This window comes from Streptomyces sp. BK239 (genome assembly GCF_004217285.1).
Taxonomy (GTDB): domain Bacteria; phylum Actinomycetota; class Actinomycetes; order Streptomycetales; family Streptomycetaceae; genus Streptomyces.
This window is the reverse complement of sequence record NZ_SHKS01000004.1, coordinates 1-22,817: the sequence shown is the minus strand read 5'-3', so window position 1 is coordinate 22,817 and position 22,817 is coordinate 1. Positions and strand designations below refer to the sequence as shown.

General features: G+C 71.2%; 21 protein-coding genes, 1 rRNA gene, 6 pseudogenes and 1 riboswitch. Of the genes and pseudogenes, 9 read left to right on the top strand and 19 right to left on the bottom strand.

The genetic code is table 11. The features are described 5' to 3' along the window. Nucleotides 1–38: 38 nt before the first annotated feature. The 3 genes and pseudogenes from EV567_RS13580 to EV567_RS13570 all read right to left on the bottom strand — a co-directional run. Nucleotides 39–488, bottom strand: a pseudogene (locus tag EV567_RS13580) (potassium-transporting ATPase subunit C); the annotation flags it as partial. After that, complete coding sequence (locus EV567_RS13575) at nucleotides 489–689, bottom strand: hypothetical protein (protein ID WP_130439665.1); 201 nt, start codon at nucleotides 687–689, stop codon at nucleotides 489–491. 76 nt (nucleotides 690–765) lie between these two features. Next, the gene (locus EV567_RS13570; RefSeq protein WP_130439663.1) at nucleotides 766–996 is read right to left on the bottom strand and encodes a hypothetical protein; all 231 of its coding nucleotides are present in this window, start codon (nucleotides 994–996) and stop codon (nucleotides 766–768) included. Nucleotides 997–1,170: 174 nt separating this feature from the next. Here EV567_RS13570 and EV567_RS13565 point away from each other — a divergent pair. Continuing rightward, nucleotides 1,171–1,353 (top strand): annotated as a pseudogene (locus EV567_RS13565) (potassium-transporting ATPase subunit C); the annotation flags it as partial. On the opposite strand, the pseudogene EV567_RS13560 reads toward EV567_RS13565, so the two are convergent. From EV567_RS13560 to EV567_RS28390, 3 genes and pseudogenes are all read right to left on the bottom strand, one after another. Then, a pseudogene (locus tag EV567_RS13560) lies at nucleotides 1,339–1,566 on the bottom strand (potassium-transporting ATPase subunit KdpA); the annotation flags it as partial. The pseudogenes EV567_RS13565 and EV567_RS13560 sit on opposite strands and share 15 nt — an antisense overlap. A gap of 78 nt (nucleotides 1,567–1,644) precedes the next feature. Further along, a pseudogene (locus tag EV567_RS28595) lies at nucleotides 1,645–1,716 on the bottom strand (potassium-transporting ATPase subunit KdpA); the annotation flags it as partial. A gap of 8 nt (nucleotides 1,717–1,724) precedes the next feature. After that, nucleotides 1,725–1,856, bottom strand: a complete 132-nt coding sequence (locus tag EV567_RS28390) for a hypothetical protein (protein ID WP_278044747.1) — start codon at nucleotides 1,854–1,856, stop codon at nucleotides 1,725–1,727. A 59-nt stretch (nucleotides 1,857–1,915) separates the two neighbouring features. Here EV567_RS28390 and EV567_RS13550 point away from each other — a divergent pair. After that, a pseudogene (locus tag EV567_RS13550) lies at nucleotides 1,916–2,050 on the top strand (potassium-transporting ATPase subunit KdpA); the annotation flags it as partial. Here EV567_RS13550 and EV567_RS28135 read toward each other — a convergent pair. Then, nucleotides 2,038–2,188: pseudogene (locus tag EV567_RS28135) on the bottom strand (potassium-transporting ATPase subunit KdpA); the annotation flags it as partial. The pseudogenes EV567_RS13550 and EV567_RS28135 sit on opposite strands and share 13 nt — an antisense overlap. Nucleotides 2,189–2,653: 465 nt before the next feature. Between EV567_RS28135 and EV567_RS13540 the strand changes: the two are divergent. The 6 genes from EV567_RS13540 to EV567_RS13515 all read left to right on the top strand — a co-directional run bounded on the left by EV567_RS13540 (nucleotide 2,654) and on the right by EV567_RS13515 (nucleotide 8,297). Next, nucleotides 2,654–4,606, top strand: coding sequence for an APC family permease (locus EV567_RS13540; protein ID WP_130439659.1), 1,953 nt, complete (start codon nucleotides 2,654–2,656; stop codon nucleotides 4,604–4,606). A 37-nt stretch (nucleotides 4,607–4,643) separates the two neighbouring features. Beyond that, nucleotides 4,644–5,042 (top strand): molybdopterin-binding protein, encoded by a 399-nt coding sequence (locus EV567_RS13535; protein ID WP_130439657.1) that lies wholly within the window; start codon nucleotides 4,644–4,646, stop codon nucleotides 5,040–5,042. Between the two features lie 142 nt (nucleotides 5,043–5,184). Continuing rightward, a complete protein-coding gene (gene modA, locus EV567_RS13530; protein ID WP_130439655.1) occupies nucleotides 5,185–5,997 on the top strand; it encodes a molybdate ABC transporter substrate-binding protein in 813 nt (270 codons plus the stop codon). Then, nucleotides 5,994–6,788, top strand: a complete 795-nt coding sequence (locus EV567_RS13525; protein ID WP_130439653.1) for an ABC transporter permease — start codon at nucleotides 5,994–5,996, stop codon at nucleotides 6,786–6,788. The genes modA and EV567_RS13525 overlap by 4 nt, the downstream gene beginning before the upstream one ends. Further along, nucleotides 6,785–7,849: an ABC transporter ATP-binding protein gene (locus tag EV567_RS13520; protein ID WP_130439651.1), complete on the top strand. Its 1,065-nt coding sequence runs from the start codon at nucleotides 6,785–6,787 to the stop codon at nucleotides 7,847–7,849. The genes EV567_RS13525 and EV567_RS13520 overlap by 4 nt, the downstream gene beginning before the upstream one ends. A 28-nt stretch (nucleotides 7,850–7,877) precedes the next feature. After that, nucleotides 7,878–8,297, top strand: a complete 420-nt coding sequence (locus EV567_RS13515; RefSeq protein WP_130439649.1) for a molybdopterin-binding protein — start codon at nucleotides 7,878–7,880, stop codon at nucleotides 8,295–8,297. Between the two features lie 95 nt (nucleotides 8,298–8,392). On the opposite strand, the gene gcvP is transcribed toward EV567_RS13515, so the two are convergent. Then, complete coding sequence (gene gcvP, locus EV567_RS13510) at nucleotides 8,393–11,278, bottom strand: aminomethyl-transferring glycine dehydrogenase (protein WP_130439647.1); 2,886 nt, start codon at nucleotides 11,276–11,278, stop codon at nucleotides 8,393–8,395. Nucleotides 11,279–11,453: 175 nt separating this feature from the next. After that, nucleotides 11,454–11,550, bottom strand: a riboswitch (glycine riboswitch). 113 nt (nucleotides 11,551–11,663) lie between these two features. On the opposite strand from gcvP, the gene EV567_RS13505 reads away from it, so the two are divergent. Then, complete coding sequence (locus tag EV567_RS13505) at nucleotides 11,664–12,035, top strand: PRC-barrel domain-containing protein (RefSeq protein WP_207228766.1); 372 nt, start codon at nucleotides 11,664–11,666, stop codon at nucleotides 12,033–12,035. Nucleotides 12,036–12,048: 13 nt separating this feature from the next. Here EV567_RS13505 and EV567_RS13500 read toward each other — a convergent pair whose 3' ends face one another. From EV567_RS13500 to rrf, 11 genes are all read right to left on the bottom strand, one after another. Continuing rightward, nucleotides 12,049–13,482 (bottom strand): DNA polymerase IV, encoded by a 1,434-nt coding sequence (locus EV567_RS13500; protein WP_130439643.1) that lies wholly within the window; start codon nucleotides 13,480–13,482, stop codon nucleotides 12,049–12,051. A gap of 88 nt (nucleotides 13,483–13,570) precedes the next feature. Beyond that, on the bottom strand, nucleotides 13,571–14,254 hold the full coding sequence (locus EV567_RS13495; RefSeq protein ID WP_207228765.1) for a MerR family transcriptional regulator: 684 nt from the start codon (nucleotides 14,252–14,254) through the stop codon (nucleotides 13,571–13,573). A 242-nt stretch (nucleotides 14,255–14,496) separates the two neighbouring features. Then, nucleotides 14,497–14,970 (bottom strand): bifunctional nuclease family protein, encoded by a 474-nt coding sequence (locus tag EV567_RS13490; protein ID WP_055634823.1) that lies wholly within the window; start codon nucleotides 14,968–14,970, stop codon nucleotides 14,497–14,499. 215 nt (nucleotides 14,971–15,185) lie between these two features. After that, nucleotides 15,186–15,923 (bottom strand): MerR family transcriptional regulator, encoded by a 738-nt coding sequence (locus EV567_RS13485; RefSeq protein WP_130439639.1) that lies wholly within the window; start codon nucleotides 15,921–15,923, stop codon nucleotides 15,186–15,188. 45 nt (nucleotides 15,924–15,968) lie between these two features. Then, nucleotides 15,969–16,853: an FHA domain-containing protein gene (locus EV567_RS13480; protein ID WP_130439637.1), complete on the bottom strand. Its 885-nt coding sequence runs from the start codon at nucleotides 16,851–16,853 to the stop codon at nucleotides 15,969–15,971. Nucleotides 16,854–16,935: 82 nt separating this feature from the next. After that, nucleotides 16,936–18,051: a DUF881 domain-containing protein gene (locus EV567_RS13475; protein ID WP_242620797.1), complete on the bottom strand. Its 1,116-nt coding sequence runs from the start codon at nucleotides 18,049–18,051 to the stop codon at nucleotides 16,936–16,938. Between the two features lie 5 nt (nucleotides 18,052–18,056). After that, nucleotides 18,057–18,389 carry a small basic family protein gene (locus EV567_RS13470; RefSeq protein WP_030798533.1) on the bottom strand — a complete coding sequence of 111 codons (333 nt, stop codon included), beginning with the start codon at nucleotides 18,387–18,389 and terminating at the stop codon, nucleotides 18,057–18,059. Continuing rightward, on the bottom strand, nucleotides 18,386–19,297 hold the full coding sequence (locus EV567_RS13465; RefSeq protein WP_130439635.1) for a DUF881 domain-containing protein: 912 nt from the start codon (nucleotides 19,295–19,297) through the stop codon (nucleotides 18,386–18,388). The genes EV567_RS13470 and EV567_RS13465 overlap by 4 nt, the downstream gene beginning before the upstream one ends. A 99-nt stretch (nucleotides 19,298–19,396) precedes the next feature. Beyond that, nucleotides 19,397–21,892, bottom strand: coding sequence for a mannose-1-phosphate guanyltransferase (locus EV567_RS13460; protein WP_130439633.1), 2,496 nt, complete (start codon nucleotides 21,890–21,892; stop codon nucleotides 19,397–19,399). 111 nt (nucleotides 21,893–22,003) lie between these two features. Continuing rightward, nucleotides 22,004–22,612: a CDP-alcohol phosphatidyltransferase family protein gene (locus EV567_RS13455; RefSeq protein ID WP_130439631.1), complete on the bottom strand. Its 609-nt coding sequence runs from the start codon at nucleotides 22,610–22,612 to the stop codon at nucleotides 22,004–22,006. Nucleotides 22,613–22,722: 110 nt separating this feature from the next. Further along, nucleotides 22,723–22,817: ribosomal RNA gene (gene rrf / locus EV567_RS13450) — 5S ribosomal RNA — on the bottom strand; the annotation flags it as partial.

Sequence of the window (22,817 nt, the reverse complement as noted above, 5' to 3'; positions counted from 1 at the left end):
CCCGTGCCTCCCTGGCGGGCGGGGAACGCCCCGTGTCGTCAGCGGCCTGCGGTCAGCTCCCTGAGCGCGACGTTGAGTTCGAGGACGTCGCCCCGGGGCTCGCCGATGAAACCGAGGGTGCGGCCCTGCGTGTGGTCCTTCACCAGCTCCTCGACCCGTGCGACGGGCAGGCCGTTGTGTACGGCCACCCGGGGCGCCTGGAGTTCGGCGTAGGCCGGGGAGATGTCCGGGTCGAGGCCGGAGCCCGAGGAGGTGACGGCGTCGGCGGGCACCTGGGAGGGCCGCACCGGGTGCCCGTGCACCGAGTTGTCCTTGACGACGGCCACCTTGGCGGCCCTCACCCAGTCGATGAGCTCGGGGTCGTCGCCGGAGCGGTTGGTCGCGCCGGACAGGATCAGCTTGTACCGCGTGTTGACGCTGTTGACGCCGAGGCCGTTCCGCGGGCGGCCCTGGAACCACTTCAGGTCGGGCGCGGGGCTCTCCTGGCCCTAGGCCGATCCGGCCTTCGTCGTCACCACGATCGCGGTCTTCGCGCTGGTGGCCCTCGTCGCCAAGGGGGTGACGAAGCTGTGACCGCCGAGTACTGCTCGACCCCAGGACGAGATGTCCCCGGCCGACGCATTGCAGCGCGAGGTGTCCACCCGCTTGAAGTTCCCCGGCAGCGCGACCGAGTAAAAAAGGCCGGGCATATGTGCGAGGAAAGAAAATCATCTGGGGGTGACGGTGACGTCGTCGAGGGCGTGGCCTCCGTCGACGAGTCCGCGATCACCTCTTGTCCTCGGGGGTGGCCTCGGCGAGGAAGTCGTCGACGCCGGCCTCCTCGGCGATCGCCCTGCCGATCCCGAGGACGAGGGAGACGAGCAGGTCGATGAGCTTGATGCCGGCGAAGGGCGCGAGGCCGCAAGTTCTGCACGGCCAGCCCGGCGCTCTGCACCACGTGGCCCATGGCCTGCCCGCCGTAGTAGGACTGCCAGTCGTCCCGGCGGCCGTCGGCATGGCCGTCGCGGTGGCCCTGGTGCGCGGGTTCGGTGAACTCCCGCTCGGGCGAACTGGGCCCTCGACCATCGTGTACAGGATCGCGCCCAGCGCGTTCAAAAGAACCGCGACTCCGCCACGATTCCTGTCTTTCATTCCACAGGTCGGCCGCCGGGCCGATCCGCTCGTCCCGCGGTGCTCGCGGCGGGCCTGCACGCGCTGCTCGTGCTGACCCTGGTGACGGGCGTTCTCTACCCGCTGGCCGTCACCGGCGTCGCCCAGAGCCTGTTCCGTGACAAGGCCGACGGCTCCGAGATCTCGGCGCAGGGCAGGGTCGTCGGCTCCTCCCTCATCGGACAGGCCTACGACCTGCCCCTGGCGAACCATGACGCCGAACGTCCGCGTCAGCGAGAACGGGATCACCAGCATCAGGAAGATCTCGAAGAGGTTCGTGAACGGCGTGGGGTTCTCGAAGGGGTGCGCGGAGTTGGCGTTGAAGTAGCCGCCGGCGTTGGTGCCGAGCTCCTTGACGGCCTCCTGCGAGGCGACCGCCCCGCCGTTTCACTGCTGCGAGCCGCCCAGGCTGTGCCCGTCGAAGAACTGGGGCGGTGACGAGGACGCCGGTCAGGCCCGGCTGGTCGGCGCAGACACCGCCGTACGGCGTGAAAAGGCGGCGAGCTTGATGTCGCGGGTGCCGATCTTCTTGCCGAGGTACTCGGGCGTGCGGCCGACCATCAGCCCGCGGCGGTCTACCCCGGCCTGGACACCGGCGGGTCGTCGGCGCCGCCGAGGAACGCGTCCCCGGCACCGAGCTGAGGATCGGCGACCTCGTCGTCTGCGAGGCGGGCGACGTCGTCCCCGGCGGAGTCGGCGCCCGTCATCCGCGAGTCCGGCGCATCGCGGCGGCGGTGAGGACCAGCACCAGCGCCGGAGTGACGACGACTTCTGGGCTGACATGGTGCGCGGCGTCACCCGCGTCCTGCTGCCGGGCGCCTTCGCCGCGGCGATCGTGCTGGTCGCCTGCGGCGTGATCCAGAACTTCTCCGGCATCCATGAGGTCGGTCGTGGTGTTGGTCACGAAGGACACGGCGGTGTTGAACGCCTGGTCCGGGTCGATCGCCTTGAAGCCCAGGGACAGCGGCAGCACGCCCTGCATCCGCTGGAGCAGGCAGAGGAAGAGGGCGCCGGCCGCCGAGAAGGCGAGCACCCCGCGCGCCGCCCCGGCGGACGCCTCCCCGGAGCAGGTCGTGAGCTCCTGGGGTCGGGGACGCGGGTCGGGCGAACGAACGCGCGGCATCGGGCGTCGAACGCTGTCGATGTCGAGGAAACAACCCCGGCGGCCCGGAGCGAGCGCCGTTGACGGCTCCCATACGCCGCTCCACCCGCCCTTGACGGGGCCCATACGCACGTGACGCTGGGTGTCCGCAGGCCGCTCGCGGCCCCGCCGGCCCACGTCCCCTCCCCCGTACGGCGCAGTCGACCGCTGCCCGTCCCGAACGCGGCGCCGGACCCTCTTCGCAGGTCCGCCCGGCGAGTCTTAACGCAAGCTTGACGCCGCGGACCCCCTTCAACCATGGGCCCGCGCGTCACTCTCCGCTTACGCTGATGCGGCCGTCCGCGTGATGGCCGGAAACCGCACGCCGTGCCACGGGCCCGGCCGCACCACAGGAGCACCCCGATGGCCACCACCGAGCACCCCGCACCCGGCCGCCTGCGCGCCTGGATGCTGGAGGGCCTGTCCGACATGGGCAAGGGCGGCGGCCACCAGGGCCCGCACGCGGCGCCGGAACCGGCCCACCAGGGCCAGCGCTGGTACCGGGTGATGTGCCTGACCGGCGTCGACTACTTCTCCACCCTCGGCTACCAGCCGGGCATCGCCGCCCTCGCGGCCGGCCTGCTGTCGCCGATCGCGACGATCGTGCTGGTGATCGTCACGCTCGCCGGGGCACTGCCGGTCTACCGGCGGGTCGCCGAGGAGAGCCCGCGCGGCGAGGGCTCGATCGCGATGCTGGAGCGGCTGCTGTCGTTCTGGAAGGGCAAGCTCTTCGTCCTGACTCTGCTCGGCTTCGCCGCCACCGACTTCCTGATCACCATCACCCTGTCCGCGGCGGACGCCTCCACACACCTCGTGGAGAACCCGCACCTGAACAGCGCCCTGCACGACAAGCAGCTGCTGATCACGCTCGTCCTCGTGGCGCTGCTCGGCGCGGTCTTCCTCAAGGGCTTCCTGGAGGCGATCGGGTTCGCCGTCGCCCTGGTGGGCGTCTACCTCGCGCTGAACGCGGTCGTCGTGGTCGTCGGACTGTGGCACGTGGCCACCCAGGAGCACGTCGTCACCGACTGGTCGAACGCCCTGACCGCCGAGCACGGCAACGTCTTCGTCATGATCGGCCTGGCCCTGATCGTCTTTCCCAAGCTCGCGCTCGGCCTCTCCGGCTTCGAGACCGGCGTCGCCGTCATGCCGCACGTCCAGGGCGACCCCGGCGACACCGACGCGCGCCCGACCGGCCGCATCCGGGACACCAAGAAGCTGCTCACCACCGCCGCCCTGATCATGAGCTGCTTCCTGATCACCACCAGCTTCATCACCACCCTGCTCATCCCGGAGAAGGAGTTCGAGCCGGGCGGCGACGCCAACGGCCGCGCGCTCGCCTATCTGGCGCACGACTACCTGGGCAACGCCTTCGGCACGGTCTACGACGTCTCGACGATCGCCATCCTGTGGTTCGCCGGCGCCTCCGCGATGGCCGGCCTGCTCAACCTGATGCCGCGCTACCTCCCCCGCTACGGCATGGCCCCGCACTGGGCCCGCGCCGTGCGCCCGATGGTCATCGTCTTCACCCTCGTCGCCTTCCTCGTCACCTGGCTCTTCGACGCCGACGTCGACGCCCAGGGCGGCGCGTACGCCACCGGCGTGCTGGTGCTGATCAGCTCGGCGGCGATAGCCGTGACCATCGCCGCCCGCAAGGCCGGCCAGCGCAACTGGACGATCGCCTTCGCGGTCATAGCGGCGGTGTTCCTCTATACGACGGTCGTCAACGTCATCGAGCGGCCCGACGGCGTGAAGATCGGCGCCTGTTTCATCGCCGGCATCATCCTCGTCTCGCTCCTGTCCCGGCTGGCGCGCGCCTTCGAACTCCGCGTCACCGGCGTGACGCTCGACCCCATGGCGGAACGTTTCATCCGGGACATGGCCAGCCGGAAGATCCGGTTCATCGCCAACGAGCCCGACCAGCGCGACAAGGCGGAGTACCGCGACAAGATCGAGCAGATCCGGCACGACAACGACCTCCCCGGGGAGGACTTCGTCTTCGTCGAGGTCACCGTCCTGGACCCGTCCGAGTTCGAGGCCGGCCTGACCGTACGCGGCGAGGTCCTGCACAACCGCTACCGGGTGCTGACCCTGGAGTCCTCCTCCATCCCGAACGCCCTGGCCGCGCTGCTGCTCCACGTCCGCGACACGACCGGCTGCACGCCCCACATCTACTTCGAGTGGACCGAGGGCAATCCGTTCGCCAACTTCCTGCGCTTCTTCCTCTTCGGGCAGGGCGAGGTCGCCCCCGTCACCCGGGAGGTCCTGCGCGAGGCGGAACCGGATCGCACGCGCCGCCCCCGCGTCCACACCGGCTGACGCAGGCCGGGCAGGCCGGTGCCCCTATCGTGACGGCATGCAGTCCTACACCATCGGCCAGGCCGCGCGTCTGCTCGGCGTGAGCCCCGACACCGCCCGCCGCTGGGCCGACGCGGGCCGGGTGGCGACCCACCGCGACGACACCGGGCGACGCCTCATCGACGGCGCGGACCTCGCCGCGTTCTCCGTCGAACTCGCCCAGGCCGGCACCGCCGAGGAGGACGCCGCCTCCTACACCTCGGCCCGCAACGCCTTCCCCGGCATCGTCACCGCGATCAAACTCGGCGACGTCGCCGCCCAGGTGGAGATCCAGGCCGGCCCGCACCGCCTGGTCTCCCTGCTCACCCGGGAGGCCGTGGAGGAACTCGGCCTGGAGGTCGGCATGGAGGCCACCGCCCGCGTGAAGTCGACCAATGTCCACATCGACCGCGTCTGAATCTGCCGACACGCACATGCGCGCCTCAGGCATGGTTTCCGGACGCTGATGCGGTGTTGAGGCAGGCTTACGCCTCGCACCTGCGGCGGTATCATCATGGCAGGGCCCGTTCGATGGGACCGACGACACCGAGGAGACCGCCGTGACGACCCGAACCAGCCGCCGGGCCCGCCGGGCCTCGCGGGCAGCCGCCGCCTCGGCGGTCGCGCTGCTGGCCCTGGCCGGCTGTTCCGACTCCGGCGGCACGGCGTCCGACGCCTCCGCGTCCCCGGCTAAGCCGTCGGGCACGGTGACCGTCTTCGCGGCCGCCTCCCTCAAGGAGAGCTTCACCGCGCTCGGCGAGGAGTTCGAGAAGGCCTACCCGGGCACCGAGGTCACCTTCAGCTTCGGTGGCAGCGACTCCCTCGCCGCGAGCATCACCGGCGGCGCCCCTGCCGACGTGTTCGCCGCCGCCAGCGCCAAGACCATGGCGATCGTGACGGACCAGAAGGCCAACGCCTCCGCCCCCGTCACCTTCGCCCGCAACCGGCTGGAGATAGCCACCGCACCGGGCAACCCCGACAAGATCGCCTCCCTGAAGGACCTCGCCAGGCCGGGTCTGAAGGTCGTCCTGTGCGACAAGGGCGTCCCGTGCGGCACCGCCGCCCAGAAGGCCCTGACGGCCGGCGGTCTGAAGGTCACCCCGGTCTCCTACGAGCAGGACGTCAAGAGCGCCCTCACCAAGGTCGAGCTGAAGGAGGCCGACGCCGCGCTGGTCTACAAGACCGATGTGCACGCGGCGGGTGACAAGGTGGAGGGCGTGGACTTCCCCGAGTCGGCCGGCGCCGTCAACGACTACCCCATCGTCCTCCTCGAAGACGCCCCGAACCCGGCGGCGGCCCGCGCCTTCATCGACCTCGTGAGGTCCCCGCAGGGCGCCCGCGTGCTGTCCGGGGCGGGGTTCCTGAAGCCGTGAAACGCGGGGTCCGCCCGGGCGTTCCCTTCGCGCTCCTCCTGCCCGCCCTCCTCGGTCTGGCCTTCCTCCTGCTGCCGCTGGTCGCCCTCGTGGTGCGCGCCCCCTGGCACAGCCTGCCCGAGCAGCTGACCGGCGACGCGGTCTGGCAGGCGCTGCGGCTCTCCCTCGTCTGCGCCACCGCCGCGACCGCGGTGAGCCTGGTCGTCGGCGTGCCCCTGGCCTGGCTGCTGGCGCGCGCGGACTTCCCCGGCCGCGGCCTGGTCCGCGCCCTGGTCACCCTGCCGCTGGTGCTGCCCCCGGTGGTGGGCGGTGTGGCGCTGCTGCTGGCCCTCGGCCGCAGCGGCGTGGTCGGCCGGTGGCTGGACGCCTGGTTCGGCGTCACGCTCCCCTTCACCACGGCGGGCGTCGTCGTCGCGGAGACGTTCGTGGCGATGCCGTTCCTCGTCATCAGCGTCGAGGGCGCCCTGCGCGCCGCCGACCCCCGCTACGAGGAGGCCGCCGCCACCCTCGGCGCCTCCCGCTTCACCGCGTTCCGCCGGGTCACCCTGCCGATGGTCGCCCCGGGCATCGCGGCCGGCGCGGTGCTGGCCTGGGCGCGTGCGCTGGGCGAGTTCGGCGCCACGATCACCTTCGCGGGCAACTTCCCCGGCCGCACCCAGACCATGCCGCTCGCCGTCTACCTCGCCCTGCAGAGCGACCCGGAGGCCGCCATCGCCCTCAGCCTGGTCCTTCTGGCCGTGTCCGTCGCCGTCCTGGCGGGTCTGCGCGACCGCTGGATGACCCCGCCATGACCGCGGCCGGCGCACCCGCCGCCGCGGGACTGGACTGCCGTCTCGTCGTCGACCGCGGCTCCTTCCGCCTCGACGTGACGCTCCGTGCGGCACCCGGCGACGTCGTGGCCCTGCTCGGCCCCAACGGCGCCGGCAAGACGACGGCCCTGCGCGCCCTGGCCGGGCTCGTCCCGCTCACCGAGGGCCACCTGCGCCTGGACGGCGAGGTGCTGGAGCACACCGCGCCGGAGTCCCGCCCGGTCGGCGTGGTCTTCCAGGACTACCTGCTCTTCCCGCACCTGAGCGCACTGGACAACGTGGCGTTCGGCCCGCGCTGCCGAGGCGCGACCAAGGCGCAGGCACGCGCCCAAGCCGCCGTATGGCTGGAGCGCATGGGTCTCACCGGACACGCGGGCGCCAAGCCCCGCCGGCTGTCCGGCGGCCAGGCCCAGCGCGTCGCCCTGGCCCGTGCCCTCGCCACCCACCCCCGGCTGCTCCTGCTCGACGAGCCGCTCGCCGCGCTCGACGCCCGGACCCGGCTGGAGGTGCGTGCGGGGCTGCGCCGCCATCTGGCCGCGTTCGAGGCCGTCGCGGTCCTGGTCACCCATGACCCGCTGGACGCCATGGTCCTCGCGGACCGTCTGGTCGTCGTCGAGCACGGCCAGGTCGTGCAGGAGGGCGCCCCGTCCGACATCGCCCGTCATCCCCGCACGGAGTACATCGCGCAGCTGGTCGGCCTCAACCTCTACCGGGGCCGGGCCGACGGGCACACGGTCCGTCTGGACGCGGGGCCCTCGCTGACCACGGCGGAGGAGCTGTCCGGCCCGGTCTTCGTCGCCTTCCCGCCGAGCGCGGTCACCCTCCACCGCGACCGTCCCGCCGGCTCCAGCGCCCGCAACCTGTGGCGCTGCGAGGTGGCCGGCCTGGAGACCCACGGCGACCAGATCCGCGCCGACCTCGGCGGCGAACTCCCCCTGGCCGCCGACCTCACCACGGTCGCGGCCGCCGAGCTGGACCTGCACCCCGGCGCCACGGTCTGGGCCACGCTCAAAGCGGCACAGACACACGCATACCCGGCATAGAGCCGGCCGGGCCCTACGGTGGGTGCCCATGACCCTGAGCATCCGCAACCAGCTCCCCGGCACGGTCACCGCCGTCGCCCCCGGCGATGTGATGGCCACCGTCGGCATCCGCCTCACCAGCGGCCGGTCCGTCACCGCGGCGATCACCAGGGAGGCCGTGAGCGACCTCGACCTGGCACCGGGCTCCGCCGTCCGCGCCCTGGTGAAGTCGACGGAGGTCGCGGTGGCCACCGGCCCGGTCGAGGGACTGTCGATCCGCAACCAGCTCCCCGGCACGGTCACCGGCATCGCCGTCGGCGGCGCGATGGCCTCGGTCAGGCTCTCCGTCGAGGACGGCGAACTGGTCGCCGTCGTCACCCGGGAGGCGGTCGACGGCCTCGGTCTCACCGTCGGCTCCGACGCCGTCGCCCTGATCAAGGCGACCGAGGTGTCACTGGCGACGGCCTGAGACGCCCGAGGGCTCCCGCCCACAGGGGACGGGAGCCCTCGGCACCGGTGTCGCGGCGCCGGTCACACGCGGGGTGACCGGTGGGCCGCCCGGCGTCAGTCCTCGTAGGCGTCCAGCGGCGGGCAGGAGCACACCAGGTTGCGGTCGCCGAAAGCCTGGTCGATGCGGCGCACCGGCGGCCAGTACTTGTCGGCGGCCGACACCCCGGCCGGGAAGACCGCCTCCTCCCGCGAGTACGCGTGCTCCCACGTCCCACCGAGCGCGGCGGCCGTGTGCGGCGCGTTGCGCAGCGGGTTGTCGTCGGCCGACCACGCGCCCGAGGCGACCTTCTCGATCTCCGCGCGGATGGCGATCATCGCCTCGCAGAACCGGTCGAGCTCGATGATGTCCTCGGACTCGGTGGGCTCGATCATCAGCGTCCCGGCCACCGGGAACGACATCGTCGGCGCGTGGAAGCCGTAGTCGATGAGCCGCTTGGCCACGTCGTCGACGCTCACCCCGGTCGCCTTGGTCAGCGGACGCAGATCGATGATGCACTCGTGCGCGACGAGCCCGCCGGGCCCGGTGTACAGCACGGGGTAGTGCGGTTCCAGGCGCTTGGCGATGTAGTTGGCGCTGAGCACCGCCACCTGCGTGGCCCGCTTCAGCCCCTCCCCGCCCATGAGCCGCACGTACGCCCACGAGATCGGCAGGATCCCCGCGGAGCCCCAGGGCGCGGCCGAGATCGGGCCGACGCCCGTCTCGGGCCCGGCGGCGGGCTGAAGCGGGTGGTTCGGCAGGTACGGAGCGAGGTGCGAGCGCACGGCCACCGGGCCGACGCCGGGACCGCCGCCGCCGTGCGGGATGCAGAACGTCTTGTGCAGGTTCAGGTGGGAGACGTCACCGCCGAAGTGCCCCGGCTTGGCGAGCCCCACGAGCGCGTTGAGGTTGGCGCCGTCCACGTACACCTGGCCGCCGGCGTCGTGCACCTGGGCGCAGATCTCGGCGACGTGCTCCTCGAACACGCCGTGCGTCGACGGGTAGGTGATCATCAGCACGGCGAGCTCGTCCCGGTGCTTGTCGATCTTCGCCCTGAGGTCCTCGATGTCGATCTCGCCGTCCCCGGCGGTGGCGACGACGACGACCTTCATGCCGGCCATCACGGCGCTGGCGGCGTTCGTCCCGTGCGCGGACGACGGGATCAGGCACACCGTGCGCTGCTCGTCCCCGTTGGCCCGGTGGTAGCCGCGTACCGCGAGCAGCCCGGCCAGCTCGCCCTGCGAGCCCGCGTTGGGCTGGAGGGACACCTTGTCGTAGCCGGTGACCTCGGCGAGCCGCTCCTCCAGTTCCCGGATGAGGGTGAGGTAGCCCTGCGCCTGCTCGGCGGGCGCGAAGGGGTGCAGCTGCCCGAACTCGGGCCAGGTGACCGGCTCCATCTCGGTGGTGGCGTTGAGCTTCATGGTGCACGAGCCCAGCGGGATCATGCCCCGGTCCAGCGCGTAGTCCCGGTCGGACAGCCGGCGCAGGTAGCGCAGCATCGCCGTCTCGGAGCGGTGCTGGTGGAAGACGGGGTGGGTGAGGACCTCGTCGCTGCGCATCAACCCCGTGGGCAGGGTGTCCTCGGTGACCGCGTCCAGCGCCGCGATGTCGCCCTCGGTCCCGAACGCGGCCCACACGGCGGTGATCTGGGCCCGCCCGGTGGTCTCGTCGCAGGCGATCGACACGTGGTCGGCGTCGACGAGGCGCAGGTTGACGCCGTTCTCCCGCGCGGCGGCGACGACGTCCTCGGCCCGGCCCGGCACACGCACGGTCAGCGTGTCGAAGTAGGAGCCGTGCACGACCTCGGCCCCGCCGGCCGTGAGCCCCGCGGCCAGGATCGTCGCGTACCGGTGCGTGCGCCGGGCGATCGCCCGCAGCCCCTCGGGGCCGTGGTACACGGCGTACATCCCGGCCATGACGGCGAGCAACACCTGCGCCGTGCAGATGTTGCTGGTCGCCTTCTCCCGCCGGATGTGCTGCTCGCGCGTCTGCAGCGCCAGCCGGTACGCCTTGTCGCCGTCGGCGTCGACGGAGACGCCCACGAGCCGCCCGGGCAGGCTGCGGGCGAACTTCTCCTGGACGGCCATGTAGCCGGCGTGCGGCCCGCCGAAGCCCATCGGGACACCGAACCGCTGCGTGGTGCCGACGGCGATGTCCGCGCCCAGCTCCCCGGGCGAGGTCAGCAGCGTCAGCGCGAGCAGGTCGGCGGCGACGACGACGAGCGCGCCCAGCTCGTGGGCCTGGTCGATGACGGGCTTGATGTCCCGTACGACGCCGGAGGCGCCCGGGTACTGGAGCAGCACGCCGTTGATCTCCCGGCCGGCGATGTCGGCGGGGATGCCGTCGCCGAGGTCGGCGACGACGACCTCGACGCCGGTCGGCTCGGCGCGGGTCTCGATCACGGCGATCGTCTGCGGCAGCACGTCCGCGTCGATCAGGAAGAGGCCCTTCTTGTTCTTGCCCATGCGGCGGGCCAGCGCCATCGCCTCGGCGGCGGCCGTCCCCTCGTCGAGCAGCGAGGCGCCGGAGGTGGGCAGCCCGGTCAGGTCGGCGACCATGGTCTGGAAGTTCAGCAGGGCCTCCAGCCGACCCTGGGAGATCTCCGGCTGGTAGGGCGTGTAGGCCGTGTACCAGGCCGGGTTCTCCATGACGTTGCGCAGGATGACGGGCGGCGTGAACGTGCCGTAGTACCCGAGGCCGATCATGGGGGCGAGGACCTCGTTGCGGTCGGCGAGCGACCGCAGCTCGGCCAGCACCTCGGCCTCGGTGCGCGCGCCGGGCAGGTCCAGCGCGTCGGCGTTCTTGATCACATCCGGGACGGAGGCGGCGGTCAGCTCGTCCAGCGAGCCGTATCCGACGTGCGCGAGCATCTTGGCCCGCGCCTCCTGGTCAGGGCCGATGTGGCGCTGCTCGAAGGGGATTCCCTGTTCGAGGTCGGAGAGCGGAATGCGATGGGCGGTCATTGCGGAGGCCTCCTGGTCTGACGCGACCTTCGAGGGGCACCACTGGCGCGGGTACCCGGACGGCCTCCCCCTCTGTCATCTCAACCTGAGAGTTTCACCGGCCGCCCGTGGGCGTCCGGTTTTCACCGTCGGTGAGAGCGGGGACTCGCGCCACCGCTCTGCTTTCCAGAGTGACCTCGTCCGTGCGGTACGTGGGCCTGAGAGATTCCGGGGAGGATTTGCTCCTTCGGCGCCTCCGACGGATTCTCGGAGGACTCTCCCGCACGGGGTCAGCAGCCGTTGCCAGACTACCAGCGGGGTCAACGCCCCTCCTTTCGAGTGGCCGCCCGTCCCGTTGTGCTCTTTTGTAGTGCTTACGGATGAGATGCGACCATGTGGAGGGCCCGTGCAGACCGACATCGATCCGCGCAACCTGATCGGCCGCAAGGCGTTCGACCGCAACGGCGCCAAGATCGGCACGGTGGACGAGGTCTACCTCGACGACGCGACGGGCGTGCCGGAATGGGCCGCCATACGCACCGGTCTCTTCTCCCGTGACGCCTTCGTTCCCCTGGAGCCCAGCGAACTGGTGGAGGGCGCACTGCGCGTCCCCTTCGAGCGGACCCTGATCAAGGAGGCCCCCGACTTCGGCGTGGGCCGCCACCTCTCCCCGGAGCAGGAGCTCCAGCTCTACCACCACTACGGCCTCGACGTGGCCGCCCCTCCCCCGCTGCCCGACCACGACTTCGGCAGACTCGCCGGCTCGGACGACACCTGAACCGCGCCGCAGGTCACCGGGTCGGGACGGTGCGGGAGCCGGGCCCGGGCGCAGCCGTACGCGCTTCTCCCTCCGTCTGGGGCAGCGGTCCGGCGCCGGGCGCCCCCGGGGGCGCGCCGGGCACCAGGGGCAGCGGGTCCGCCGGTTCCAGGGCGGGGTCGTCGACGCGGAACGTCCGCACCCGGCCGACGTCCGACCAGGGCGTCTCGAACCGCACGGTGACCCGGCCGAGGCCGCTGCCCTGCACCCAGCCGTGCCCCAGCTCGGCGTGGCGTATGTCGAGGCCCGGACGCCACCGGTGCTCCACGGGCGTCTCCTCCCGCTCGGCGGGCTCACGCGCCGGCTCCTCCTCGGGCGCCGCCGACAGCCGCTCCCCCGCGGCCTGCGCGAACAGGTCCTCCTGCGTGTAGTCCGCCAGGCCGCTGACCCCCACGCCGAGCAGCCGCACCCCGCCCGTGGTGTCCACGGAGTCCAGCAGCCGCGCCGCCGCCTCCCGCACCACGGCGGGGTCGTCCGTGGGCCCGCGCAGGGTCTCCGACCGGGTCAGCGTGGAGAAGTCGTAGCGCCGCACCTTCAACACGATCGTCCGCCCCGACAGCCCGGCCTCGCGCAGCCTGCGCACGCACCGGTCGGCCAGCCGCCCGACCTCCAGACCCACCCGCAGCCGGTCGTGGATGTCCACGTCGTAGGTGTCCTCCACGGACACCGACTTGGTCTCCCGCTCGGCCACCACCGGCCGCTCGTCGCGCGCCAGCGCCATGCCGTACAGCGCGTGCCCGTGCGCCTTGCCCAGCAGCCGTACGAGTTCGTCCTCGCCCGCCTCGGCGAGTTCGTCGACCGTGGTGATCCCCGCCCGTCTGAGGTGGTCGCCCGTCGCGGGTCCCACGCCCGGAAGCGTCCGCACCGGCATCGGGCCGAGCAGCGCCCGCTCGGTGCCCGGCTCGATCAGCACCAGCCCGTCCGGCTTGGCCCGCTCCGAGGCGATCTTCGCGAGCATCTTGGACGCGGCAAGCCCCACCGACCCGGTGAGCCCCGTGACGGCGCGGATGTCCGCGCGCAGCCGGACTCCGGCGGCCTGCGCCGACACACCGTCCCAGGCCGTTCCCCCGGCCTCCAGATCGACGAACGCCTCGTCCAGGCTGAGCGGCTCCACCAGCGGGGACAGGGCCCGCAGAAGCGCCATCACCTGATCGCTGATGGCGCGGTAGAACATGAACCGCGGCGCCAGGTAGGCGGCGTTCGGAGCCAGCCGGCGCGCCTGCGCCGTGGGCATCGCCGAGTGCACCCCGAACACCCGCGCCTCGTACGAGGCGGTGGCCACCACCCCGCGCGGCCCGAGGCCGCCCACGATCACGGCCTTCCCGCGCAGGCTCGGCTTGGACGCCTGCTCCGCCTGCGCGAAGAAGGCATCCATGTCGAGATGCAGGATGGTGGGCGCGTTTCTCACATCTACGATGCTGCACCACGCCACTGACAACGGCCTCACACGGCGGTCTCCACCGGCCGAGGGGCCGCCGAAGAGGCTCCCCGGAAGCTCAGACCGCCCGGTTGCGCCGCCGCGCCAGTTCGTCGGCCGGGTTGTGCCCCACGAGGGTCTCCCCGGTGTCGACGCGTTCCCCGTGCAGCTGCGACAGCGCGCTCTCGACGTCCTGCCAGACCACGCCCACCGCGATGCCGAAGACGCCCTGGCCGCCCTGGAGCAGCTCGTGGACCTCGTCGGGGGACGTGCACTCGTAGACCGTGGCCCCGTCGCTCATCAGCGTCAGCCGCTCCAGATCACGGAACCCGCGCTCACGCAGGTGCTGGACCGCGGTGCGGATGTTCTGCAGCGACACCCCCGTGTCCAGGAACCGCTTGACGATCTTCAGGACGACGACGTCCCGGAAGCTGTACAGACGCTGGGTGCCCGACCCGTGGGCGGACCGCACGCTCGGCTCGACGAGACCGGTGCGGGCCCAGTAGTCCAGTTGCCGATAGGTGATGCCCGCGGCCGCGCAGGCCGTCGGACCGCGGTAGCCGATCTGTTCGGACGCCATGGACGCCGTCCCTCCGCCGCTCGGCACGGCCGCCGGCCGCTGCGAAGCCTGCGGGGCCGCACTGCCGTGACCGGGGTGACCCCCGCTCGCACGCAGCCGAGAGCCTGGGGGCAGGTACGGACCGCCACCCCCGACACCGAATCCGGGGGCACCCCCAGCCGTACCGTCGCCGCTGCTTCTCACGCCGACCTCCGTCCTTGACCTGCCTCTCGACGGTAGGCAGTCACCAGGGGTGCGTCAACGATCGCCACACTCGCCACGCCGAGTGATAATCACCCTAAGAGTGGTTTCCCGCACCCCGCCGCGGGGAAAGGCTAGCCGAATGCGCTGAGAAGGAGCCGCAGGACGCTCTCACTCGCCCCCGGCAATCGCCGGGAACCGGCCCGCCGCGACGGCCCGTCGCGAGCCGGCGGCCCCCGCGAGACCTACTGGTTGCTGGTGCCGAAGTCCTCCGGGGAGATCTGATCGAGGAACTCGCGGAACTTCTCCACCTCGTCCTCCTGCTCGTCCGGGATGGCGATGCCCGCGTCGTCCAGCACCGTGTCGCTGCCGAAGATGGGCGTCCCGGTGCGCAGGGCCAGCGCTATGGCGTCGGAGGGACGGGCGCTCACCTCGACCCCGCTGGCGAAGACCAGCTCGGCGTAGAAGACGCCCTCACGCAGATCCGTGATGCGCACTTCCGTGAGCTCCTGGCCGACGGCCTCCAGCACGTCCTTGAACAGATCGTGAGTCAGCGGCCGCGCCGGAGCCATGCCCTGCTGGGCGAAGGCGATGGCCGTCGCCTCCCCCGGCCCGATCCAGATCGGGAGGTAGCGGTCGCCTCCCACTTCACGCAGCAGCACGATCGGTTGGTTGGAGGGCATCTCGACCCGGACACCTACGACATCGAGCTCGTTCACACAGCAACCCTAGGCCGTGCCCGGGACGTTTGGGTAGTCGGGCCGGGAACGGGTGACCGATCCGGCCGCCCCGCACCACACCCGGTCGGGCCTGCGCCAGGGGCTCTCCGGCGGATCAGGTCGCGGAAAGCAGCGGGACCGTTCGGCCCAGTTCCAGGTGGACGTGCCGGACCCCGCGTGTGCGGCATGACCCGCCGGACAGCCCCTGAGCGCTCTCAGGGCAGCCGCACCCCGAGCGCGGTCTGCACCAGCGCCGAGTGCAACCGGACCGTGAGGTCCGCCAGCTCCTTGGTACGGGCCTGCGCGTGCGCCCTGGTCTGCGGATTGCGGTGCAGCTTGAGCGGGGCGACCACCTGGTCGACCAGCCCCGCCTCACGGTCGGCGGCCGCCTTCATCACCCGCAGATGCCGGGGCTCGATGCCGAACCGGCCCAGCTCGGCCACCAGTGCCGCCACAGTGGCCGCCTCGGCGTCGTAGACCCCGTCGCCGAGCGGCACCACCAGCCCGTACGACTCCCACTCGTCCAGATCGCGCTCGTCGATCCCCGCGGCGGCCAGCAGCTCGGCCCGGCCGATCCGCGCGGCGGTGGGAGCCTCGGGCGCCTCCGGGACGGCCTCGCCGTCCCGCTGCCGGCCCACCGTGGGAAGCGGCGCGGCCTCGCCGCGCTCCATGGCGTCCAGATGCTCGCGGATCACCTTGAGCGGCAGATAGTGGTCACGCTGCATCCGCAGCACATGGCCGAGGCGCTCGACGTCGCCGGCGCTGAACTTGCGGTACCCGGACGGGGTCCGCTGCGGCTCGACGAGCCCTTCGGCCTCCAGGAAACGGATCTTGGAGATCGTCACCTCGGGGAACTCGTCGCGCAGCACGTTCAGCACCGTGCCGATGCTCATCAGACCACCGTCCGCGGTGGCGGCGCCGTGCCCGGCACCGCCCCTCGGTGTTCGAAGCATGGACCTTCCCTTGGGGGGTGCCCCCGGGACGCTCCCGGGGGAGGGTCAGTAGCCTCGCTGGCTCGCGTAGAAGACCAGCCGGTACTTGCCGATCTGCACCTCGTCGCCGTTCGACAGGGGAACCTCGTCGATCCGCTCGCGGTTGACGTACGTGCCGTTCAGGCTGCCGACGTCGGCCACCGTGAACGAACCGTCCTGGCCGCGCCGGAACTCCACATGGCGGCGCGAGACCGTCACGTCGTCCAGGAAGATGTCGCTCTGCGGGTGACGCCCCGCCGTCGTCAGATCGCCGTCCAGCAGGAAGCGGCTGCCCGAGTTCGGACCACGGCGCACGACCAGCAGCGCCGAACCCAACGGCAGCGCGTCGACCGCGGCCTGGGCCTCGGGCGAGAGCGCCGGCAACTGCGTCTGACCGGTGACCTCGGAGTCGTACGCCTCCAGACCCGAGATGGAGATCGTCGACGTCGTCTCCGACGGCCGCTCCGGCGTCACACCAGGCCTCAGCGGCGCGCCGCAGTTGGAGCAGAAGCGGCTGTTCTCCGCGTTGCGGTTACCGCACCTCGTACACACCAGGGCCGACATAGGGGAAAACCCTCCACCCGTAGTTGAGGTTGACGGTTGCCCGAAACCTATGCCGCCGGACTGGGCGGGGTCAACAGACGCCGCGCCCTGACCACCGGGAATGTCACTGCCCGGACCACCCACCTGGTCCCGGAACAGCGGCCGCTGGCCTTCCGCGTCAGGCTGCGCACGATGGCGCGCGGTCGCGTTGTCGCTGCCTTCTCGCGCGCTCTTGCCGAACAACTTCGCAAACAACTTCACGGGCGATTCCCCTTGACCGAAACAGACCCGCCCGTGGGGCAGGACGAACCCTGACTGAACACACCGGCCGACCCGGACATCTTCACAACGTCCGTAGCCACCAGACAGTTTCCACCACGCACCACCCGATCGGTGCGCCGACCCCCCGCAACCTCATGCCCCTGCCCGACGACGGCCATGCACCGCCGGTTCACTGCGAGGACGACCGAGCGTAGTCAGGCTGCTTCGCCGCTCGCAAGGCGTCCACGACGATCTTGGCGGATCGCTCGACGGTCACGGTGGCCTGCTCCTTCTCCAGGGTCTGCACCACGCCTCCAGGGATGTTGAGCGCCGGTTCGAGGTCCTGCGGCTTGCCGATGACCTTGAAACGATAGGGCGCGTTGATCTTGTTCCCGTCGACGCTCACGGAGTTGTCCGAATCGGTGAGGTACGTGCCGGCGACCACCCGCACGTCGTTCACCTGGATCGCCTCCGCCCCCGCCGCGCGCAGCTCCTGGATCGCGTCGAGCAGCATGTCCGCCTCGACCGTCCCCTTCTTGTCGTCGATGGTCACAGTGATGCCGGGCCCCTCGGCGGCCACCGTGCCCGCCAGGATGCCGAGTTGCTTCTCCTTCTCGACCGTCTGCCGACGGGCCTCCTCGGCCTGGTCGGAACTGTTCTCCAGTTCCTGCCGCTGCTTCTCGAGACCCTGCTTCTCGTCCTCTAGACGCTGACTGCGGTCATCCAGTTCATCCAGGATGCGCACGAGGTCCTCCTGGCGCGCACCGCGCAGGGCGTTGCCGCTCTCACTGTTGGAGGCGACCTGCACGGCGAGACCGAAGCCGAGGCCGAACAGCAGCAGCGCGACGATGAGTTGGGCGCGGGTGACGCGCGGCGGCCACAGCCCCTGCACCAGCCGCTGCCGCCCGGTCAGCGACGGCTCGGGGTCCTCGGCCGGCGCCCACCCGCGAGGTTCCTCCGTCGGCGCCGGGGACTTCGCGTCGGGCGCCGCCGCGGCGGGTCCGGCCGCAGCGGGCGCCGCCTCGGCGGCTCCGGCGCGCGTGTCCTGCGCCGGGACCTCCGCGGGCAGCTCCTTGCGCAGCAGCTGGGTCGTGGGCGTCTCGTCCTGCGGAGCGGCCTGACCACGGGGCGAACCCTGCCCCTGGCGAGGTGTCTGGCTGCCCGGCGCGGCCTCCCGGCGGGGGGCCTGGCTGCCCCGCGCGGCCTCCCGGGGAGGGGTCTGGCTGCCCGGCCCGGCCTCCTTGCGGGGGGCCTCGTCCCGGCGCGCCGTCTCGTCCGGTCGCGGAGTCCTGTCCTGGTCGCTCATCGGCCTCACGCCCTGAAGACGTGCCGGCGGATGGCCGCGGCGTTGGAGAAGATGCGGATGCCCAGCACGACCACGACACCCGTGGACAGCTGCGATCCGACGCCCAACTCGTCGCCCAGGAAGACGATCAGCGCGGCGACGACGACGTTCGAGAGGAACGACACGACGAACACCTTGTCGTCGAAGATCCCGTCCAGCATGGCCCGCAGACCACCGAACACGGCGTCCAGCGCCGCCACGACGGCGATCGGCAGATAAGGCACGACGGCCGCAGGAATCTCGGGCTGGACCAAGAGGCCGGCCACGACTCCCACGACGAGGCCCAGTACGGCGATCACGATGTGCCCTTCCCGGTTTTCTCGGTGCTCGGCTGTGCTGTACGTACGATCACACTCGGCGCCGCGGGCAGCTTGAGGTCGCTCTCCACCGAGATGGCGGTGCGGATGCCGAAGTTCTCCTGAAGGGCGCTCAGATACAACCCGTCGGAGCTGTCCTGGAACGCGCTGCTGAGGTTCTTCCCGTCGCCCACCGCGAGCACGGTGTACGGCGGCACCAGCGGACGGTTGTCGACCAGTATCGCGTCGCCCGCCGCCCTGATGGCCGACAGCGCCGTCAACCGCTGCCCGTTGATGGAGACGGCCTCCGCGCCCGACGCCCACAGCCCGTTGACGACCCGCTGCATGTCACGGTCGCGCACCCGGCCGGTGTCGGAGAACCCCGTCGTCTCGCGCGGGTTGCTCCCGCCTCCCGAGGACGCCTCCTCGGCGTCGTCCACGACCAGCTTGACGCCCGGCCCGTGGACCCCGACGGCGCCCGCGAGCATCCCCGCCAGCACCGCCTGGCCGCCACCGCTGTCGCGGAGCGCCTCCCGCTGCCGCGCGCTCACGTCGTCGCGCAGCTCGTCGACGTCGCCCTCCAGCTTGTCGGCCGCCTCGGTCTCATGGTCGATGCGGTCGATCAGTTCCTCGCGCTCCTTGGCGACGGCGGGGGCGGCGACGCGCGCCTGCACCCCGCCCACCGTCACCACGAGGGCGGCGAGCACCAGCCCGGCGGCGAGGCCGAGCTTCGCCCGCACCGTTCTGGGCATCCCGCCCGAGCCTTCGGCCCTCTTGCGGGCGGCGGCCTCGGCATAGCCTTCGTCGAGGCTGTGGTCCATGACGTTGGTGAGCAGCGACATGGACGCGTCCGGGCGCGACCCAAGCGCGGGTGTGCTCCGAACGGGGGGCTGCTGCGGCATGCCGCACATCGTCGCACGTCGCCGCCGATACCTCCGAATGGCCCCACCGGCGTGCCGGACGGGCCCCCTCGCGGAGGCCCGTCCGGCACGCGCGCGTGGGTGCGCGGGTCAGCGCCCGGCGCTGTCCACGACCGCCGACCACTCGTCCAGCAGGGCCTGCGCGGAGGCGTCGTCCGGACCTTCCGCCCACAGATGGGTGACCGCCTCCGCCGGGTCCGGCAGGACCATCACCCAGCGGCCGTCCGTCTCGACCACGCGGACGCCGTCCGTGGTGTCCACGAAGCGGTCTCCGGCCGCCTCGACGACCCGCCGCATCACGAGCCCCTTGACGGCCCACGGGGTCGCCAGATCCCGCTTGAGCACGTGCGCCCGCGGAATCCGCGCGTCGATCTGGCTCAGCGTGAGCTGCGTCCGGGCCACGAGCCCGATCAGCCGCACGAAGGCCGCCGTGCCGTCGAAGACGCTGCTGAACTCGGGGACGATGAAGCCGCCCCGGCCGTCACCGCCGAAGATGGTCGAGTCGTCGCGCCCGACCCGGGTCAGGTCGTCGGGCGAGGTCGTCGTCCATTCGACCTGGGTGCCGTGGTAGGCCGCCACCTGCTCGGCGATCCTCGTCGTGGTCACCGGCAGGGCGACCCGCCCGCTGCGCCGCTCGGCGGCCACCAGGTCGAGCAGGACGAGCAGCGCCCGGTCGTCCTCGATGATCCGGCCCTTCTCGTCGACGAGCGAGAGCCGTTCGCCCACCGGGTCGAACCGCACGCCGAACGCGGCACGCGAGGACGCCACGATCTCCCCGAGGCGCACCAGCCCGGACCGCCGCTGGTCGGCGGACTCCGTCGGCCTGGCCTCGTTCAGGCCCGGGTTGATGGTCAGCGAGTCCACCCCGAGCTTGCCGAGCAGACTCGGCAGGACCAGCCCGGCGCTGCCGTTGGAGGCGTCCACGACGACCTTCAGACCGGACTCGGCGATCCCGGTGGTGTCCACGTTGCGCAGCAGCGACCCGGTGTACGAGTCGAAGACGCTCGCCGGGAAGTGCAGGTCGCCGATCTCGCCCGGGAACGCCCGCCGGTACTCCTGCCGCGCGAACACCCGGTCCAGCTTGCGCTGACTGCCCTGCGACAGGTCGGCGCCCCGCCCGTCGAAGAACATGATGTCCACGGAGTCCGGCACTCCGGGTGAGGTCCGGATCATGATGCCGCCGGCGCTGCCGCGCGCGGTCTGCTGCCGCGCCACGGGCAGCGGCACGTTCTCCAGGTCCCGTACGTCGATGGCGCTGGCCTGGAGCGCGGAGATCACCGCCCGCTTCAGCGCCCGCGCGCCACGGGAGTGGTCACGGGCCGTCGTGACGGTCGAGCCCTTCTTCAGGGTGGTCGCGTAGGCGCCGGCAAGGCGCACGGCCAGCTCGGGCGTGATCTCGACGTTCAGGATGCCGGAGACACCGCGGGCGCCGAAGAGGTGCGCCTGTCCGCGGGACTCCCAGATCACGGAGGTGTTGACGAACGCGCCGGCTTCGATGGTCTTGAACGGGTAGACCCGCACGTTGCCCTGCACGATCGATTCTTCACCGATCAGGCATTCGTCGCCGATCACCGCGCCGTCCTCGATGCGGGCGGCCCGCATGATGTCGGTGTTCTTTCCGACGACACAGCCGCGCAGATTGCTGTGCTGCCCGATGTACACGTTGTCGTGCACCACGGCCTTGTGCAGGAAGGCGCCGCTCTTGACGACGACGTTGGAGCCGACGACGGTGTGCTCGCGGATTTCCGCGCCGGCCTCTACCTTCGCGTAGTCCCCGATGTAGAGGGGGCCGCGCAGAACGGCGTCGGGGTGCACTTCGGCGCCCTCGGCCACCCACACGCCCGGCGAGATCTCGAAGCCGTCGAGCTCGACGTCGACCTTGCCTTCCAGAACGTCGGCCTGGGCCTTCACATAGCTCTCGTGCGTGCCGACGTCCTCCCAGTAGCCCTCGGCGACATAGCCGTAGATCGGCTTGCCTTCCTTCATCAGCTGGGGGAAGACATCGCCGGACCAGTCGACGGGGACGTCGGCTTCCACGTAGTCGAAGACCTCGGGCTCCATCACGTAGATGCCCGTGTTCACGGTGTCCGAGAACACCTGGCCCCAGGTCGGCTTCTCCAGGAAGCGTTCGACCTTGCCTTCCTCGTCGACGATGGTGATACCGAATTCAAGCGGATTGGGCACGCGCGTCAGGCAGACCGTGACCAGAGCGCCCTTTTCCTTGTGGAAGTTGATGAGATCGGTGAGGTCGAAGTCGGTCAGGGCATCGCCGGAGATGACAAGGAAGGCGTCGTCCTTCAACGCCTCCTCGGCGTTCTTGACGCTTCCGGCGGTACCGAGTGGCTTCTCCTCGTTGGCATAGGTGAGCTCCATTCCGAGTTCCTCGCCGTCACCGAAGTAGTTCTTGACCAGTGAGGCCAGGAACTGCACGGTGACGACGGTCTCGTTGAGCCCATGCCTTTTGAGCAGCCTGAGAACGTGCTCCATGATCGGCCGGTTGGCCACCGGCAGGAGCGGCTTGGGCATGCTCGAGGTCATAGGGCGAAGGCGAGTGCCCTCGCCTCCGGCCATCACGACGGCCTTCATGTCGGAAGCGTCCTCCTTGAAGAGACGGTCTGGCCGACTTCACCCGTCCAGATTGTCCCGCACTTTTCCCCCGCGGGCCATCGAGCCGCTCTTGACCGGCAATCGGTGGGCTCAGTCGGCCATGACGTCCGCACGGACCAGGCGGCGGACTTGTACCACGTAGAGGACTCCTGCCCACCAGTACAGGGTTGTACCCCAACCTGCGAACGCCCATCCGAAAACAGCCGCCAGCGAAGCTGGCCATCCGCTTCCGTCGCTGAGCAGGAGAAGCGGGAACGCGTACATCAGGTTGAACGTGGCGGCCTTCCCCAGGAAGTTCACCTGGGGCGGCGGATAGCCGTGCTGTCTGAGGATGCCCACCATCACCAGCAGAACCAGTTCCCGGGCGAGAAGTGCAGCGGTCAACCAGAGGGGCAGAATCTCCCGCCAGGTGAGGCCGACCAGGGTGGAGAGAATGTAGAGCCGGTCGGCGGCCGGGTCGAGTAGCCGGCCGAGGCTGCTGATCTGGTTCCAGCGCCTCGCCAGCTTGCCGTCCAGGTAGTCACTCACCCCGCTCAGGGCCAGCACGAGGAGAGCCCAGCCGTCGCTCTGCGGCCCTCCGAACTCGGGCCTGAGAATCAGCCACAGGAAGAGGGGCACGCCGACGAGACGCGCCATGCTGAGGATGTTGGGGATGGTGAGGACCCGGTCGGTCTGAACACGGGTCTCCTGGACCTCCACCCGGGGGCCTCCAGTAGGAAACGAACCAACGATGCTCCCCGACCCTACCTCAACGCAAAAAAGCTCTGGCTCTCGGGCTGTGAAGCCCAAGAGCCAGAGCTCTAAAAGGAGTTCGGCGGCGTCCTACTCTCCCACAGGGTCCCCCCTGCAGTACCATCGGCGCTGTGAGGCTTAGCTTCCGGGTTCGGAATGTAACCGGGCGTTT

Excerpts from the sequence above, each read along its gene's own strand:
- EV567_RS13575 (WP_130439665.1), bottom strand. The coding sequence starts at position 689 with ATGCCCGGCCTTTTTTACTCGGTCGCGCTGCCGGGGAACTTCAAGCGG.
- EV567_RS13570 (WP_130439663.1), bottom strand. The coding sequence starts at position 996 with ATGCCGACGGCCGCCGGGACGACTGGCAGTCCTACTACGGCGGGCAGG.
- EV567_RS28390 (WP_278044747.1), bottom strand. The coding sequence starts at position 1,856 with ATGACGGGCGCCGACTCCGCCGGGGACGACGTCGCCCGCCTCGCAGAC.
- EV567_RS13540 (WP_130439659.1), top strand. The coding sequence starts at position 2,654 with ATGGCCACCACCGAGCACCCCGCACCCGGCCGCCTGCGCGCCTGGATG.
- EV567_RS13535 (WP_130439657.1), top strand. The coding sequence starts at position 4,644 with ATGCAGTCCTACACCATCGGCCAGGCCGCGCGTCTGCTCGGCGTGAGC.
- EV567_RS13520 (WP_130439651.1), top strand. The coding sequence starts at position 6,785 with ATGACCGCGGCCGGCGCACCCGCCGCCGCGGGACTGGACTGCCGTCTC.
- EV567_RS13515 (WP_130439649.1), top strand. The coding sequence starts at position 7,878 with ATGACCCTGAGCATCCGCAACCAGCTCCCCGGCACGGTCACCGCCGTC.
- gcvP (WP_130439647.1), bottom strand. The coding sequence starts at position 11,278 with ATGACCGCCCATCGCATTCCGCTCTCCGACCTCGAACAGGGAATCCCC.
- EV567_RS13485 (WP_130439639.1), bottom strand. The coding sequence starts at position 15,923 with ATGCTTCGAACACCGAGGGGCGGTGCCGGGCACGGCGCCGCCACCGCG.
- EV567_RS13475 (WP_242620797.1), bottom strand. The coding sequence starts at position 18,051 with ATGAGCGACCAGGACAGGACTCCGCGACCGGACGAGACGGCGCGCCGG.
- EV567_RS13465 (WP_130439635.1), bottom strand. The coding sequence starts at position 19,297 with ATGTGCGGCATGCCGCAGCAGCCCCCCGTTCGGAGCACACCCGCGCTT.
- EV567_RS13460 (WP_130439633.1), bottom strand. The coding sequence starts at position 21,892 with ATGAAGGCCGTCGTGATGGCCGGAGGCGAGGGCACTCGCCTTCGCCCT.